Below are 16312 nucleotides of genomic sequence, written 5' to 3' on the forward strand. Positions count from 1 at the left end.
CTGCGGTTCAGGCCTTGCGCTGACGCACCAGGTGCTTGAAGCCTTCATACACCAGCACCATCACCGCCAGCCAGATCGGGATATAGGTCAGCCATTGCCCGGCCTTGATCCCTTCACCCAGCAGCAGCGCCACGCCCAGCAGCAGGACCGGCTCCACATAGCTGAGCAGCCCGAACAGGCTGAACGCCAGCAAGCGGCTGGCAATGATGTAGCTCACCAGCGCCGACGCACTGATCAAACCCAGCAGCGGAATCAACGCATACAGCTTGGGGTGTGTATCAAGCACGGCAAACCCCTGTTCGCCGCTTTGCACAAACCACCAGGCCACCGGCAGCATCAACGCCATATCCAGCCAGAGCCCGCCCAGGTTGTCGGTCTTGAGGTATTTGCGCACGATGAAATACAGCGGGTAGCCGATGATCACCACCAGCGTCGCCCAGGAAAACCCGCCGGACTGGTACAGCTCGTTGAGCACCCCGAGGCCTGCAAAAAACACCGCGATGCGTTGCAGGTGTGACAGCTGCTCACTCCACACCAAGCGCCCGGTCAGCACCATGGTCAGCGGCAGCAGGAAGTAGCCCACCGACACATCCAGGCTGCGCCCGTTCAGCGGCGCCCACATGAACAGCCACAACTGCACGCCCAGCAAGGCCGACGACAGCACCACGCCGGCGATCAAGCGCGGCTTGCCCGCCAGCATTCGCACCAGCTCCCACACCCGCCGCCACTCGCCGCTGACGATCATGAACAGGGTCATGCACGGCACGGTCAGCAGCATGCGCCAGCCGAAAATCTCCAGGCCGCTCAACGGCGTAAGCAACGATGTGAAGTAATACATCACGGCAAACAAAATCGACGCCGATACCGATAACACAACACCTTTAGACACACTGTCCTCGCGAAAACCGATTGATACAAAAAGTAAGGGGGGATCTCAGGAGGGGATTATGGTGCTTTTGGCGCGAGACAGTTGCGCTGTTTTGGGGCGTTTTGCAGGAAATTTATCACTGCCCCTGGGGAAGGGGCAGTGACCGAGCTTATTTACATGCGCGCAATCCGACCCGACACAAAGTGCCCGACGTCATTGAACCCCGGGGTTGACGCATGCCCCGGCGTCACCAGCGAGTCGATAAACACCTCGTCCTCGGGCGTGATCTTCACTTCCAGCGCCCCGGTGTACGCATCCCACTGCGCCTCGGTGCGTGGCCCGACGATCGCCGAGCTGACCGCCGAGTTGTTCAGCACCCAGGCGATCGCAAACTCGACCATCCCCACGCCACGCCCTTGGGTGTACTGCTGGATCTGCTGGGCGATGCGCAATGACTCCATGCGCCATTCGGTTTCCAGGATGCGTTTATCCTGGCGCGCCGCGCGGCTGCCGGCTTCGGGGGTGACATCCGGTGCATATTTGCCACTGAGCACACCGCGCGCCAGCGGGCTGTAAGGCACCACGCCGAGGCCATAGGCGGCCGCGGCGGTGAGCTGCTCGACCTCGGCCTGGCGGTTGACGATGTTGTACAGCGGCTGGCTGATCACCGGCTTGTCCACGCCCAGCCGCTCGGCCACGCGAATCACTTCGGCGATGCGCCAGCCGCGATAGTTGGACAGGCCCCAGTAACGGATCTTGCCCTGGCGAATCAGGTCGCCAATCGCCGAGATCGTCACTTCCAGCGGGGTGTTGTGGTCTTCGCGGTGCAGGTAATAGATGTCCAGGTAGTCGGTGTCCAGGCGAGCCAGGCTGGCCTCCAGCGCATTGAAGATGCGCTTGCGGCTCAAGCCACTGCGGTTGGGCAGGCCGTCGGCCGGGCCAATCGCAACCTTGGAGGCCACCACCCAGTCTTGACGGTGGCGGACAATGGCCTCGCCGACGATTTCCTCGGAGCGCCCGCCGGTGTAGACGTCTGCCGTGTCGATAAAATTGATGCCCTGGTCCCAGGCTTTGTCGATGATGCGCAGCGAGTCCTCGGTGTTGGTCTGTTCGCCAAACATCATGGTGCCCAGGGTCAAGGCGCTGACCTTCAAGCCGGACTGGCCCAATGTGCGGTAAATCATGCAAAGTTCCTCGAGGCAGGCAAATGTGGCCTATGCAATACCAGACTCCAGGGCTCTGGAACAAGCCCCGCGCGGGTTTCTTCATCCAGCCAGCAAGGTCTGACAGCGCTGCTGTAAAAAAACATGCAGCACTTTCACGCGTTCCGACACTTGCAGGCGGTGCGGACACATCAGGTTGAAAGGCGTGGGCTCGCCTTGCCAGTCGGGCAGCAGCGGCACCAGGTGCCCGGCCTGGATATCGCGGGCAATATCCAGATTGGCTTTGTAGGCGATGCCATGCCCGGCCAAGGCCCAGCGGCGGACGATTTCGCCGTCATCACTCAGGTAATCGCCGCTGACCTCGATTTCCTGCAGCACCGCACCCTGGCGGAAATACCACGTGCTGTTGGCCCGACCTCGGCGCATATAGCGCAAGGTGCTGTGTTGCGCCAGATCCGCTGGGGTGCGCGGTGTGCCATGGCGCGCGAGGTAGTCGGGGCTGGCGCACGGGATGCGATGATGGCCGGGCACCACCGACAGCGCTACCAGGCTGGAGTCCTGGGGCACGCCAAAACGCAGGGCGATGTCGACGGTGTCGCGAAACAGATCCGCGTTGCTGTCGTTGAGCAACAACTGCAGGCGAATGTTCGGATGTTCGAGCTTGAACTCATCCAGCCAGCCCAGCAGCACATTGCGCCCGAAATCCGAAGGCGCGGCCAGTTGCAACAGTCCACTGAGACTTTGGCCTTGCTGCTTGATGGCCTGCTCGCCTTCAGACAGTGCTTCAAGGGCCACCCGCACGTTGTCCAGGTAACGCCGGCCTTCTTCGGTCAGGCGCATGCTGCGGGTCGAACGCGCCAGCAGGCGAATGCCCAGGCGGGTTTCCAGGCGTTTGAGCGCAATGCTCGCGGCTGCCGGGGTCAAGCCCAGCCCACGCGCGGCGGCCGACAGGCTGCCGGTGTCGGCCGTGCGCACAAACACTTCCAGGTCGAGAATTGAGCTCATTTGTAAAAATCCTTTAAAGATCTTGTCGTTTTACCGGGATTTTTCATCGATTGCCAAGCGGTGAAGATGAACGCTCACTTTCTGAACCAAGGACACTTCACCCATGACTTCTTCCCTAAACGGCAAAACCGTCGTCGTGATCGGCGGCAGCAGCGGCATCGGCGCCGCCGTGGCCAAAGCGGCTGCAGCGCGCGGCGCCCAGGTGGTACTGGCCGGGCGGCGCCTGGTTTCAGGCGTGGACAACGGCCTGCGCAGCGAGCCGGTGGACGTCACCGACGCCACCTCCCTGCAACGCCTGTTCGAGGCCGTCGGGCGCTTTGACCATTTGGTCTACACTTCCGGGCCATCGGTGCGCGCCAAGCCTCTGGTCGAGACCGACCTGGATGAGGCTCAGGAAAACTTCAACGTGAAACTCTGGGGTTCGCTGCGCGCGATTCAGCTGGCGCTACCATTTCTCGACGAGCACGGCAGCATCAGCCTGACCTCCGGGCAGCTGGGGCGGAAATTGGCGCCGGGCCAGTTCATCAAGACTGGCATCAATGCCGCGACCGAAGCGCTGGGCAAGCAATTGGCCAAAGAGTTGGCGCCGCGCCGGGTCAACGTGGTCAGCCCTGGGGTGATTGATACGCCGGCTTATGCGGGGTTGGCTGAGGAGCAGCGCCTGGCGATGTTCGCCAAGGCCGGCGAGGCATTGCCGGTCGGGCGCGTCGGTCAGGCGGAGGAAGTGGCGGCGGGGTACATGCTGGCCATGGAAAATGGCTTTATGACCGGTAGCGTGATCGACATCGACGGCGGCGGCCAGTTGTAAACACAGACCTGAAATGTGGGAGCGAGCACGCCCGCTCCCACACTGACCTCATCAGACTTTCAAAGCCCGCGTCATCCGCAGCGCCAGCACACTGCCCGCGACGATCACCGCCGCCAGCAGGTACAGCGCCACATCCGTGGAACCGGTAGTGTCTTTCACAAAACCGACGATATACGGGCTGAGAAAGCCGGCCATCTGGCCCATTGAGTTGATCAACGCCAAGCCACCTGCCGCCGCGCCCGCACTGAGCATCGCGGTCGGCACCGGCCAGAACATCGGCAGACCGGTGAGGGCGCCCATGGTGGCGATGGTCAGGCCCAGGATGGCGATGGCCGGCGTGGTGGCGAAATTCACTGCGATCACCAGGCCGATGGCGCCCATCAGCATCGGCACCACCAAGTGCCAGCGGCGCTCTTTGCGCAAGTCCGCCGAGCGACCCACCAGCAGCATGAACACTGCGGCCAGCAGATACGGAATCGCACTCAGCCAGCCAATCACCAGGTTATCGCTGAAACCGAGGTTCTTGATGATCGACGGCAGCCAGAAGTTGATCGCATAGACGCCACTCTGGATGCAGAAGTAGATCAGGCCGAATGCCCAGATCGCCGGGTTCTTGAACACTTCGCCGAGGGAATCGGTGGTGGTTTTCGGCTTGTTCGCCAGGTCCGTGGCCTGGTCGGCTTCGAGCACTGCGCGCTCATGCGGCTTGAGCCACTTGGCGTGGGCAAAGCTGTCGCTGAGCAGGAAGTAGGCGAGGGCGCCGAGGATCACCGTCGGGATGCCTTGCAGCAGGAACATCCACTGCCAGCCCGCCAGGCCACCCTGGCCGGCGGCGAAGTGATTGAGGATCCAGCCGGAGAACGGGCTGCCGAGCAAGCCGGATACCGGGATTGCCGACATGAACAGCGCCATGATCCGCCCACGGCGGAACGTCGGGAACCACTGCGAGAGGTACAGCACCACACCGGGGAAGAAGCCGGCTTCGGCCGCGCCGGTAAACAGGCGCAAGGTGTAGAAGTGCGTCGGCGTGGTGACGAACAGCAGGCACGTGGACAGGGTGCCCCAGACGATCATCATCAACGCAATCCAGCGCCGTGGACCGAATTTGGTCAGCGCCAGGTTGCTCGGCACGCCGCACAGCACGTAGCCGATAAAGAAGATCCCGGCACCCAGGCCGTACACGGTTTCGCTGAATTTCAGTGCGTCGAGCATCTGCAACTTGGCAAAGCCAACATTTACCCGGTCAAGGTAGTTGAACAGATAGCAGATGAAAATGAAGGGAATCAGGCGCAGGGTAATGCGCTTGTAGATGGCGTTTTTATCGTCATCGGTGGCCAGTGGGGCAGCGGCGCTCTGTGACATGGGAATCTCTCTTTATTATGATTTTTCGCGATGCGCAGGTAACGTTGATCGCCCAATGAGTCTCGGCCACCTGGCAGGGTGCTGTCTTTGTGCCTGAGCACAGTGAAGCATCCATTGCGCTGTGCCTATGAACAACCCGTCTTTTGAGGAAGTTGCCCCCATGTTCGAGCTGGATCATGACCTGGCGCAGGATATCGTCAATCGCACCATGGCGATCCTGCCCCATAACGTTAATGTCATGGACAGCCAGGGCCTGATTCTCGGCAGCGGTGAGCCGGAGCGCATCAATACCCGGCATGAAGGCGCGCAACTGGTGCTGGCCAATGGGCGCGTGGTCGAGATCGACGGGCAGACCGCCAAGCACCTCAAGGGCGTGCAACCGGGGATCAACCTGCCGCTGATGCACGACCAGCGCCTGATCGGCGTGCTGGGCATCACCGGCGAGCCGGAAGGGCTGCGCACCTACGCCGAACTGGTGCGCATGACCGCCGAGATGCTGGTCAGCCACCGGCACCAGCAGGTCGAACAACAATGGCGGCGCCAGCGCTGTGACGACTTGCTGGCCCTGCTGCTGGCCGACAGCGGCGATTCACCGCGCCTGGTCGACGAAGCGCAGCAACTGGGCCTCAAGCCGCACCTGTCACGTACGCCGTACTTGTTCGAACTGGGCGTGGGGCAATCGGCGGAAGCCTTGGCTGCCTGGCTGACGTCGCGCTACCCGGACAGCTGGTGCGTGAGTTCGGCGCAGTTTTCCCTGCTGTGGTGTCGGCCGGCCAGCGTGCAAGTCGACAATCCACGTCTGCTGGAAAAACTCGAGGGTTCGGGGTGGACCGTGCTGCGGGTGGCCGTGGGTGGACAGGCTGATGGCCTGGCGGGTTTGCGCCGGTGTTACCGGCGGGTCGGTGACTTGCTGGCCTACGGTCGTGATGTGTTGCCCCAGTCGCGGCTGTTGACCCTCAACCGCTACCGCCTGCCGGTCATGCTCTGGCGTCATCGCAACGACGACGCCCTCGACGAACTGCTCAACCCGTTGCGCAAAGTGCTGGCCAAGGACAGCAACGGCCAACTGCTGGCGACGCTGCGCAGTTGGTGTGAACACGACGGGCAAAGCCAGGCCTGCGCCGACGCGCTGGGCATCCACCGCAACAGCCTGCGTTACCGCATGGAGCGCATCGCCGAACTCAGCGGTGTCGACCCGCTGACCCTGGATGGCATGCTCGCGCTGTACCTCGGCGTTCAGCTGTTGCCCCAGGCTTTGTCGGAATGAACAACAAACCTGACCCGCACTTGTGCATCGGACCGGCGTCATTGCCGGTGCCAGCTGGCAGCATGGGCGTCATAAAAACCGGAGAAAGCCCATGAAAATCATCATCGCCCCCGACTCGTTCAAGGACAGCCTGAGTGCCGAGGGCGTCGCCCAGGCCATTGCCGAGGGGTTGGCGCAAGTCTGGCCGGATGCACAGTTGATTCAGTGCCCGATGGCGGATGGTGGTGAGGGGACGGTGGATGCGGTGCTCGCAGCGTGCAATGGCGAGCTGCGCCGCCAGGTCGTGCGTGGGCCGTTGGGCGATACGGTTGAGGCCCGTTGGGGCTGGTTGGCCGACAGCCACACCGCGATCATCGAGATGGCCGAAGCCAGCGGCCTGCAACTGGTGGCGCCGGGCCAGCGCGACGCGTGTTCCAGCAGCACCTATGGCACCGGTGAATTGATCCGCGCCGCCCTGGATCTAGGCGCAGAACGCATCATCCTGGCGATTGGCGGCAGCGCCACTAACGACGGCGGTGCGGGAGCGATGCAGGCCCTGGGCGTGCAATTGTTCGATGCCGACAAGCAAGCCTTGGCGCCAGGTGGGCTGGCATTGGCTGGCCTGGCGCAGATCAACCTGGACAAGCTTGACCCGCGCCTGGCTCGGGTGCGCTTTGAGATCGCGGCGGACGTGAACAATCCATTGTGTGGTGCACAGGGCGCTTCGGCGATTTTCGGCCCGCAAAAAGGCGCCAGTGCTGCGCAGGTGCAACAGTTGGACGCGGCCCTCGGCCACTTTGCCGACCACTGTGCCAAGGTGCTGCCCAGGGATGTGCGTGACGAGCCAGGCAGTGGCGCGGCCGGTGGGCTGGGGTTTGCGGCCAAGGCATTTCTGGGCGCGCAGTTTCGGGCCGGGGTGGAGGTGGTCGCTGAGCTGGTGAGCCTGGACGCCGCCGTGCGTGACGCCGATCTGGTGATAACCGGCGAGGGCCGCTTCGACGCCCAGACCCTGCGTGGCAAAACCCCGTTCGGCGTGGCGCGTGTCGCCCGGCACCACAACGTGCCGGTGTTTGTTATTGCCGGCACGCTGGGCGAAGGCTATGAGCAGATGTACGCCCACGGCGTGGACGCGGCTTTCGCCTTGCCGTCCGGCCCGATGAGCCTGGAACAGGCGTGCAGCGAGGCGCCGCGGTTATTGCGTGAGCGCGCGGCAGATATTGCGCGGGTGTGGCGCACTGCACGGCGCCGCTGACCGGCGTAGTGGCTCAGTTTGACGCGAAGCAGGTGGTGATTCGATCAGGTTTTGTGCCGTACGCCAGGTAATCGCCCACCGTGCGGTTGATACACGCACTCAAGTCGGCAAATGAAACCCCATGGTGATAGCTACGCTTGAGCATGACCAGGTGGGTATTGGGCAAACTGTTGAACGCTTTCAAAGCGCCTGCTGCGGGTGTCTGGTCGTCGTATTCGGCCTGGATCATCACGATGCTGTCAGCCAGTTTCAGCTTGCGCTGTGGTACTCCGCCAAGCACTTTGCCACTCCAGCCTGCGCAGTGCCGGGCCTGAAAGTAACTGCCGCCAACCGGGTAGCGGCTTGCGTAGTGGTCTTCCTTCTGGGTCCAGAACCCTTCGTGTGCCGCTACCGTGTCATTGCACAACACCGTAGAGCGCACGGACATATCTGTCGTGAGTTTCAGCGGGCCCGGCGCGATGTCGTTCCAGGGGCGAGGGCTGCCGGTCAGGTTGAGCACTGTGGCAAACGCGGCTTTTGCCGATTGATCGATTTCTGCGTCAGGGCTGAACCGATAGGCTTGCGCCTTTTTCAGCAGTTTCGCGTCTTCCAGGCTCGGCGACTGGCGCCGCCAGTCGCTGAGTGCGCGTGCCGCCATCAGTGTTTCGATGGAACTGTACAGTTCGTTGTCAGAGCGCAGGGCGACTCGAACCTCGGGCAGCAGCCCCAGAAATATTTCGCGAATGGCCGCCGGGTCATCGCCCAGCTGGTACAGCTTCGGCTCGCTGGCGGCGCGTTGCGCAACAAAGCGCGTGAAGATGCGTTCTTTCTCCGGCGCTTGCATAAAAAACGCGTCCTGGAAAGTCGACGTCCAGTCTGTATTCGAGTCCAGCACCATGCGCCCGACGCGCTTGGGGAACAGGCCTGCGTACCAGGCGCCCAGCCAGGTGCCGTAGGAATTGCCAAAATAGTTGAGGTGTTTTTCGCCGAGCTGGGCGCGCACAAACTCCATGTCCCGTGCGGTTTGATCGGTATTGATGTAAGGCGCCAGGCGCTGAGCGGCACAACCTCGGGCCAATACGCCGGCGTTATGCTGCAGCGCTTTCAGGTTGTCGGGGCTGCGGTCTTCGGTGATGTCGTTTTGCGCGACAATCAGCTCATCGGATTGGCACACCAGTTGCGAGTCTGGCCGACTGCCCATCCCACGGGGCGTCAGGCCGATCAGGTCATAGGTCTCGGTCAGATGCCGATAGGCCTCACCGCCCGACCGTTCAGCGTAGCCTTTCCAGATCCAGGCCAGTAGCACCGGGAACGCGGCGCCGTCGAGGCCCGGGCCGCCCGGGTTGGTGAATATCGCGCCTTCTCGCTTCGAGGGTTGCAGGGCTGTCACACGGGTTATATCCACCTCCAGCGTACCGCGCGCAGGCTTCAAATGGTCCAGCGGCACAGTGACAATGCCGCACTGGGTCCTGGCGACGACCTCGGGGTCGAGGGAGTGGATTGCTCGGTCCGCGCAGTCCGGCAGCCATTTGATACCCACCTCAGGTGGTTGCCTGGTCGCGCAAGCGCTGGCAGCCAGTAAACCCGCCACACACAAGACTCCGACTATTGCCCGTTGCTTCATCACCCTTTTTGCCCCGACCTGTGCATTTGAAAAGCGCCGAGTATTGCAAGCGGCGGAGCGCGCAAATGTAGGAAACCGGCATTTTTTGGCAGGGTAATTTCTGAGATGACGTTCCATCAGACGGGCAGGGGGCTCTACACTGGGCGGCCACTTGTCTTTCAAAGGATGAAACACAATGCACGCACCTGAACCCCATATCGTCATCCAGCGCTTTACCGAAGCCCACCTCGAAGGCGTGGCTGCGCTCTATAACGACCCGGCCGTATGCCGTCAGGTGCTGCAAATGCCTTACCAGTCGGTGGAAGCGTGGCGCACCAAACTCGTTACCGATAACGAACGGCGCCTGCAACTGGTTGCAGTGCACGGCGGCGAGGTCATCGGCCAACTTGGCCTGGAACAGTACCTGCGGGTGCGCCAGGCGCATGTCGGCTCGTTTGGCATGGGCGTCGCCACCGCCTGGCAAGGCAAGGGCGTAGGCTCACGGCTGTTGACCGCCGCGCTGGACGTGGCCGACAACTGGATGAACCTGCACCGTGTCGAGCTCACGGTATACGCCGACAACGAAGCCGCGCATCACCTGTACCGCAAATTCGGCTTCGAAGTCGAAGGCCGGTTGCGCGACTATGCCCTGCGTGACGGCGTGTTTGTCGACACCCTGAGCATGGCGCGCCTGCGCCGGTCGGCTTAATCCTGCAAGGCAAACGCCACCGCAGCCTGCGCATGCAGCTCGGTGGTGTCCAGCAGCGGCAAGTCGCAGTGTTCGGGCTTGACCAGCAAACTGATCTCCGTACACCCTAGGATAATCGCCTGCGCGCCACGTGCGGCCAGGGACTCGATCACCCGCAGGTATACCTCGCGTGACGCATCGCTGATCACCCCGACACACAACTCGTCATAGATAATCCGGTGCACGGCCTGGCGTTCGTCTGCCTCGGGCACCAGCACGGTCAAACCCTGGGCTGCCAGGCGCGCCTTGAGAAAGTCCTGCTCCATGGTGAAGGCAGTGCCCAGCAAGCCAACGGTCAGCGTGCCGGCTTCAACCGCGGCGGCCCCGGCCGCATCGGCAATATGCAGAAACGGAATCGACACCGCCGCCTCGATACGCGGTGCCACCCGGTGCATGGTGTTGGTACACAGCACCACACACTCGGCGCCGCCGGCTTGCAGGCGACGCGCGGCGTCTTCCAGGATCACTGCGGTGTCATCCCAGCGCCCGGCATGCTGGGCCTGTTCCACCGGGCCGAAATCCACGCTGTACATCAACAGCTGCGCCGAGCGTAGTGGGCCGAGGCTGTCGCGCACGCGCTGGTTGATGATGCGGTAATACTCGGCGCTGGACTCCCAGCTCATGCCGCCGATAAGGCCGATGGTGCGCATGCGATGCTCCTGACACGGAAAGTCGTTTCACCTTACCCATCGGCCACTGATTAGTCATACGCAGTTGCCGGGCAAATCACCGGTGCAGTTTTAAGCCGTACGCCAAACTGTCGCATCTGCCATGATCGAGTCTTGCAACCTGGCTCACCCAAGGAATTCCGCAATGGACGATGTACAGCAACTGGGCGAGATGCTCCGTCATTACGCCGACAGCGAAGCACATAAAAAGCAGCAGTTCGACCTGCAGTCAGCGCGCTGGGCGCAAAAGCTCGGCGAGCTGTTCGCGCAGATCGAGCAATGGCTGGAACCGGTCAAGACCGTCGGGTTACTGGAAGTGCATCGCGAAGCCTATGTAGCCAGCGGCCCGAGCCTACCGGTGGAGGCCTCGACCTTCGTGACCGAGAAACTGACCGTGCAGATCACCGGCAAGCCGGTGGAATTCGTGCCGGACGTGATGGGCGCCGGCGGCCTGATTTCCGTCTCGGTCATGGGCCTGACCGCCGCCCGCCATGGCAGTGTCTCGCTGGTCCTGCCGGCGGATAAAAACGACTGGCTGTGGAAGAAAACCAACGGCCTGAAAGACCCGGACACCTTCGCCTTCGACGCCAACTTCCTGGCCTCGCAGTTGCAGAGCCTGATCCCGCGCGAGCGCGGCTGAGGGCGCTATTTCAACGCCGGGTCGCCGGGATTGAGGGCCTTCCAGCTCTGCATCACGGCCTGGGCCTTGGGCTCCTGGCCATTTTCCAGGTAATACTGGATCAACGACAGGCGTGCGTTGCGGTTGTAAGGCTGGCGCTTGAGCAAGTCCTCAAGCTGCTCGCAGGCCGCACCAACCTTGCCGCTGTCATGCAAGGCCACCGCCAATACATACGCGTATTGGCCGCTGGCCGGGTCCAGGCGCACGGCGCTGCGTAGATGCGGCATGGCGTTCGGGACATCCCCTGCACGAATCAGCATCAACCCTTGAGTGTGTTGCAGCAGTGCTGCGTGCGGATGCTGCGCCAGTCGCTCGGTGATCAGGCTGCGGGCTTCCTCGGCGCGGCCGTTGGCTTCGAGCCACTGCGCCAGGCTCACCAGCGCCGGGAAGAAGTCGGGGTCGCGCAGCAGGGCGGTGCGCAGCTGCGCCTCGACTTTGTCGCCACGGCCACTGGCCTGGTAGAGCATCGCCAGGTTGAGGTTGGCTTCGGCGCGCTCCTGCAGGCTCAACTGTACTTGCTCGTATTCGGCAATCGCGTGCTCCCAGGCGGGGCCCTGGCCCGGCACGCTCAATAAATCGCGCGCGGCGAGGATGCGCACCGCGCGCACCGGGTCACGCAATAACGGCCCATAGCGTGCAGCGCGCTCCGCTGGCGGCAGCAATGCACTGACTGCACGGATGGCGCTTTCGCGGACTTGCGGGGCGGGGTTGCCAAGCGCTTGGGTCGCAAGTTTCAGCGCCTGCTCACTGGGATAGTTGGGCAACTCGACCAACAGCGTTGCGCGTTGGATCGGCGGCAGGTTGCTGCGCGCGAGTTGCTCGTACAATGCCTGGGCTGCGCCTGGCTGGCCGCCGCGAATCAACACCATGGCCTCGGCGTAATTGGGCGCGCGCAGCACCTCGCGTGCACCGGCGGGGATGCTGAAGCCGTGGTCATGCCGCAGGTCGTTGCCCATGTAGACCTTGCCCGGCATATGGCAATCAACACAGAACGAACCGGGTTGCCCGACGGGGTGGCCGGTGTGCTCGGCGGAATCGTAGTGCTTGGCCTGCAAGCCACGCCCGTCCACCGTGGCATACGGGGTTTTTCCCGCCGTGTTGTGGCACTGCAAACACACGCCATTGCCGGGGGCCTTGAGTTGATTACTGTGGGGGTTATGGCAATTGCTGCAGCGCACGCCTTTTTCGGCCATTTTGCTCTGGGCGAAGGAGCCGTGTTCAAACACCTCATCCTGGATCTTCCCGTCCAGGGCATACAGCTCACGGGTCAGCACGCTGGGCAGGTAATCGTCCATCAGACGCTTGCCCACGGTATAGCCATCGCCCAGGGGCGCGCGGCGTGCGTGGCAGCGGGCGCAGGTTTCCAGTTCGACGGTGGCGTCTTGGTCCTTTAAGTCCACCGCGAAACCCGCGTGCAGCAGGTCGCCTTTTTTCGCTGCCCATTGCACGTGATTGGAGGCCGGGCCGTGGCAGGCCTGGCAGCCGACACCGAGGCTGTTCCATTGGCTGTCGAAGCTGTTTTTGAGCGGATCGAAATTGCGCTTGTAGCCGGTGGTGTGGCATTCCACGCACATGAAGTTGGCGTTCTGGCTGGGTTTGCTCCAGTGCAGCGGGTTTTTGAAGTTGACCCCCTGGCCGGGGTAGAGGTGGAACCAGCGGTTTTCCTGGGTATCCCAGGCGACGCCCAACGCCTGCAGGCGACCGTCGCCGACGTCGATGAGGTACTGCTGCAACGGCGCGATGCCGAAGGTATACGCCACCTTGAAGTCGCCAGCCTTGCCGTCACTGCCGGGTGTGTTGACCCAGAACTCAGCACCGCGACGAAAGAACCGTGTGGTTTCACCTTCGCCGGTGAAGGAAACGTCGTTGAAATCCGCCGGCACCGTGTCAGGCGTGGCTTCCTGCATCGCCAACTGATGGTGCGAGCCTTGCCAGTCCCTGGCCTGGGCCTGGTGGCAGCCCTGGCACTGTTGCTCATCCACAAGTTGCGCGGACGGCGGCGGCGCCATCGGTTTGGCCGCCACCACCGGCGCCGGTGCCGGCAACCGGGGCGTACTGGCCTGCAGGAAAAACCAGAGCCCGGCCATGGCCGCCAACAGCAGCACAATCAATGCGGGGTACAGGTAACGACGCGGTGAATCACGGTGGGGCACGGCTGTTTGGCGCTTCGGCTTGGGCATTCGACTTCCGCTGTCTTGATGCATGGACGCTCTGCGGCGTGCTTAAGCTTCGTGCAGCTTTGACGCTGGTCGCAGTCCTGTCAAACCAGCGGTTGAAAAAAGGCTTGTTTCGTCAGGATTGGCTATACCTACAGCTCAGTGTTTCGATGATGACTGCCAGGGAGTTCAATGATGAAACTAAGGCTAATGTTCAGCACGTTATGCGTCGCTTCAATCGCCATCACCGGTTGCGCCAGCAAGGTCACGCAGCCGGACGAATATTCAGGCTTTCTGTCCGACTACAGCCAACTCAAGGAAGCCAAGTCACCCTCGGGCGCCGAAGTGATGCGCTGGGTTGATCCCACGTTGGACCTCAGCCGTTATAACGCGGTGTATATCGAACCGACCCAGTTCTACCCCAAGCCCCAGGCCACCGCGAAAATCCCGGACAGCACCCTCAACGGCATCAATACCTACTACAACCAGGCGCTCAAGCGTGAGCTGGCCAAGTCATTGCCTGTGGCCAACGCCCCAGGCCCTGGTGTGATTGTGGTGCGTGCGGCCATTACCGCGGTCAGCAGCAAGACCGAAAGCCTCAAGCCCTACGAATATATTCCCGTTGCGCTGGTGGCAGCGGCGGTGAGTACCGGAACCGGTATCCGTGACCAGGAAACCACGCTGGGCACCGAAGCGCAGTTCCTTGATGGCGCCAGCGGCAAGGTCATCGCCCAAGTGGTGCGCAAAGGCACCGGCAAGCCGCTGGCAAACGACGCTCAGGTGATGAAGGCCGATGATGTGAAGGGTGTTATCGACGGCTGGGCATCGGACCTGCACCAGTCGTACCTGAAGCTGAAAAAAACCAACTAAGCCGCACTGACGCTGAGGGCCGCCACGCCCTCAGTGTTTTTTCAATTGCCGCCAAACCAGCGGTAATACGGGTTGGCGCCATCTTCGCGCAATACCTCGCGGATATCCCGGCCCCACGCATCCCGGTCGCCAGCGTAGGCATGCAGGCTGGCGCGGTAGAACTGCATCAGGCGCCGCTGTTCGGCCGCCAGGGTTGTTGTAAAGCTCGCATCGGCGTTGAGCAGCGGTGCCGGCACGCGCAGGTCGAGCAGGGCCGGCAACACCCGGGTGATTTCCTTGCTGCGCACCCAGGGCGCGTATTCGATGCGCGGCTGGTCGTCGGTGACAGGCAGCGCCGCGCCGGCAAAGCGCTCAAGGCCTTGGCGGTCGGTGACCCAGGTGGCCAGCAGGGTTGCAGCGGAGTCGATGCCGACGTCGGCCAGGGCATCACGCACGGAAGGTTGCATAAAGCGCTGGCGAACCCTTTCGACATCCAGTTCGACCGGTTCGAGCGAGCCTACCAAGAGCATCTCGTGAAATTCGCTGGTCCACAGCGACGCATACGGGAATACATTGAGGAAACTGCGCACCAGCGCGCGTGAGTCGTCGATATTTTGCGTGGGCAACGGCAGCCACTGGGCGAGCAAGCCGTTTGTCTGCAAGCGGCTGGCGGCCAATTGGTAGAAATCCTGTGAATACAGGTTGACCACGCCGGCGGCGGAGGGCGGTGGCGGTTCCAGGGTGATCAGGTCATAGCGCTGCGGGTTGCGCAGCAGTTCCTGGCGACCGTCGCGCAGGCGCAGGTCGATACCGGGGGCACTCGCGGCGTCGTAGTTACCCTTGAACAGCGGCGCAGCCTGCACCACCCCAGGCAACAGTTCGGCGACCACCCGCTGCTCCAACCCTGGGTAGCGCAACAGGGCGCCGGCGGTAATCCCGGTGCCAAAACCAATCACCAGCGCCGACCTGGGCTCGGCGTTATGGATCAACAGCGGCAACAACGCCTGGATACGCATATAGCGCAGCGACGGCATAGCGTCGCCGGTGTTTGACACGCCCTGAATGTACAAGCGCTGGAAGGCCCGCGCACCGTGACCCTGGGTGACCACCGCAACCGTTGCGCCATGGCCCTCCTGATAAAACGCCAGGCTCCCATTGCGTGCGCCGGGCAGCAGGTTGGCGAGGCGGTCCACCGGGGTCAGCAGCGCCACCGCCAGAGATGCCAGGCCCAAGGCAACAACCGCCTGGCGCCGGCCTTTCTTCACCCCGTGACCACGGCGCACGGCCACATAGCCGACGGCACCGGCAACCACCGCCAGCAGGCCAAGGGTGCGCACCAGGCCCAGCCACGGGATCAGCACAAACCCGCAGAGCATCACTCCGACAATCCCGCCCAAGGTGTTGAACGCTACCACGGCGCCCACGTCTCGACCGACATGACGGTTGCCCACGCTCAAGCGTAACGCCACCGGGAACGCCGCCCCCAGCAGCAGCGTCGGCACAAACACAATGCACAACGCCGCCGCCGCAAACCGCGCACTCATCCCCGGTAATTCACTGCCGCCCAAGCTCAGCACCAGCGCCTCGGCCTGGGTTTGCAGCACCACCAGCCAGCGGCCCAGCAGGGCAATCTCAAGCAACGCGACCAAGCCCGCGCCGGCAATCAGCAGACCGAACGCGCCCCACGGATCGCGCAGACGCTCGACCCGGCGCGACATCAATTGGCTGCCGATAAACAGTCCGGTCAGGTAGGTGGCCAAGACCACGGCGAAGGCATAGGTGCGGGTGCTCATGAACTGCACAATCGATTGCGACCACACCACTTCATAGCCCAGCGCCACACCACCGGCGATGGCGTACAGCGCCATCGCCAGGCGCGTCGGCTGCAGCGCGGGGTTCGGCGCTGCCGCCACGCCAGCGTGATGA

General features: G+C 62.8%; 14 protein-coding genes. 6 read left to right on the plus strand and 8 right to left on the minus strand.

The features are described 5' to 3' along the window. Nucleotides 1-7: 7 nt before the first annotated feature. The 3 genes from rarD to WBR57_RS05210 all read right to left on the minus strand — a co-directional run bounded on the left by rarD (nt 8) and on the right by WBR57_RS05210 (nt 3036). On the minus strand, nt 8-889 hold the full coding sequence (gene rarD, locus WBR57_RS05200; RefSeq protein ID WP_424082746.1) for an EamA family transporter RarD: 882 nt from the start codon (nt 887-889) through the stop codon (nt 8-10). A 152-nt stretch (nt 890-1041) separates the two neighbouring features. Further along, nucleotides 1042-2052 (minus strand): aldo/keto reductase, encoded by a 1011-nt coding sequence (locus WBR57_RS05205; protein WP_424082748.1) that lies wholly within the window; start codon nt 2050-2052, stop codon nt 1042-1044. Between the two features lie 81 nt (nt 2053-2133). After that, a complete protein-coding gene (locus WBR57_RS05210; RefSeq protein ID WP_424082750.1) occupies nt 2134-3036 on the minus strand; it encodes a LysR family transcriptional regulator in 903 nt (300 codons plus the stop codon). Between the two features lie 103 nt (nt 3037-3139). Here WBR57_RS05210 and WBR57_RS05215 point away from each other — a divergent pair, with 103 nt between their 5' ends. Next, complete coding sequence (locus WBR57_RS05215) at nt 3140-3844, plus strand: SDR family oxidoreductase (protein ID WP_424082752.1); 705 nt, start codon at nt 3140-3142, stop codon at nt 3842-3844. 51 nt (nt 3845-3895) lie between these two features. Here WBR57_RS05215 and WBR57_RS05220 read toward each other — a convergent pair whose 3' ends face one another. After that, nucleotides 3896-5206 (minus strand): MFS transporter, encoded by a 1311-nt coding sequence (locus WBR57_RS05220; RefSeq protein WP_424082754.1) that lies wholly within the window; start codon nt 5204-5206, stop codon nt 3896-3898. A 160-nt stretch (nt 5207-5366) separates the two neighbouring features. On the opposite strand from WBR57_RS05220, the gene WBR57_RS05225 reads away from it, so the two are divergent. After that, complete coding sequence (locus WBR57_RS05225; RefSeq protein WP_424082756.1) at nt 5367-6473, plus strand: sugar diacid recognition domain-containing protein; 1107 nt, start codon at nt 5367-5369, stop codon at nt 6471-6473. 91 nt (nt 6474-6564) lie between these two features. Further along, nucleotides 6565-7704 (plus strand): glycerate kinase, encoded by a 1140-nt coding sequence (locus WBR57_RS05230; RefSeq protein ID WP_424082758.1) that lies wholly within the window; start codon nt 6565-6567, stop codon nt 7702-7704. A gap of 13 nt (nt 7705-7717) precedes the next feature. On the opposite strand, the gene WBR57_RS05235 is transcribed toward WBR57_RS05230, so the two are convergent. Then, nucleotides 7718-9223, minus strand: coding sequence for an alpha/beta fold hydrolase (locus WBR57_RS05235; protein WP_424082760.1), 1506 nt, complete (start codon nt 9221-9223; stop codon nt 7718-7720). 259 nt (nt 9224-9482) lie between these two features. On the opposite strand from WBR57_RS05235, the gene WBR57_RS05240 reads away from it, so the two are divergent. After that, nucleotides 9483-9995: a GNAT family N-acetyltransferase gene (locus tag WBR57_RS05240; RefSeq protein ID WP_424082762.1), complete on the plus strand. Its 513-nt coding sequence runs from the start codon at nt 9483-9485 to the stop codon at nt 9993-9995. Here the strand turns inward: WBR57_RS05240 and WBR57_RS05245 are convergent. Beyond that, complete coding sequence (locus tag WBR57_RS05245; RefSeq protein WP_424082764.1) at nt 9992-10684, minus strand: aspartate/glutamate racemase family protein; 693 nt, start codon at nt 10682-10684, stop codon at nt 9992-9994. The two genes, WBR57_RS05240 and WBR57_RS05245, sit on opposite strands and share 4 nt — an antisense overlap. A gap of 163 nt (nt 10685-10847) precedes the next feature. On the opposite strand from WBR57_RS05245, the gene WBR57_RS05250 reads away from it, so the two are divergent. After that, nucleotides 10848-11342 carry a hypothetical protein gene (locus tag WBR57_RS05250; RefSeq protein ID WP_424082766.1) on the plus strand — a complete coding sequence of 165 codons (495 nt, stop codon included), beginning with the start codon at nt 10848-10850 and terminating at the stop codon, nt 11340-11342. A 5-nt stretch (nt 11343-11347) separates the two neighbouring features. Here WBR57_RS05250 and WBR57_RS05255 read toward each other — a convergent pair whose 3' ends face one another. Beyond that, nucleotides 11348-13561: a tetratricopeptide repeat protein gene (locus WBR57_RS05255; protein WP_424082768.1), complete on the minus strand. Its 2214-nt coding sequence runs from the start codon at nt 13559-13561 to the stop codon at nt 11348-11350. 171 nt (nt 13562-13732) lie between these two features. Here WBR57_RS05255 and WBR57_RS05260 point away from each other — a divergent pair, with 171 nt between their 5' ends. Then, nucleotides 13733-14407, plus strand: coding sequence for a DUF3313 domain-containing protein (locus WBR57_RS05260; protein WP_424082769.1), 675 nt, complete (start codon nt 13733-13735; stop codon nt 14405-14407). Nucleotides 14408-14448: 41 nt separating this feature from the next. Here the strand turns inward: WBR57_RS05260 and WBR57_RS05265 are convergent. Further along, on the minus strand, nt 14449-16312 hold a 1864-nt coding region (locus WBR57_RS05265), incomplete at its 5' end, for a spermidine synthase (protein WP_424082771.1).

Source organism: Pseudomonas sp., from assembly GCF_049590575.1.
Lineage (GTDB): Bacteria > Pseudomonadota > Gammaproteobacteria > Pseudomonadales > Pseudomonadaceae > Aquipseudomonas.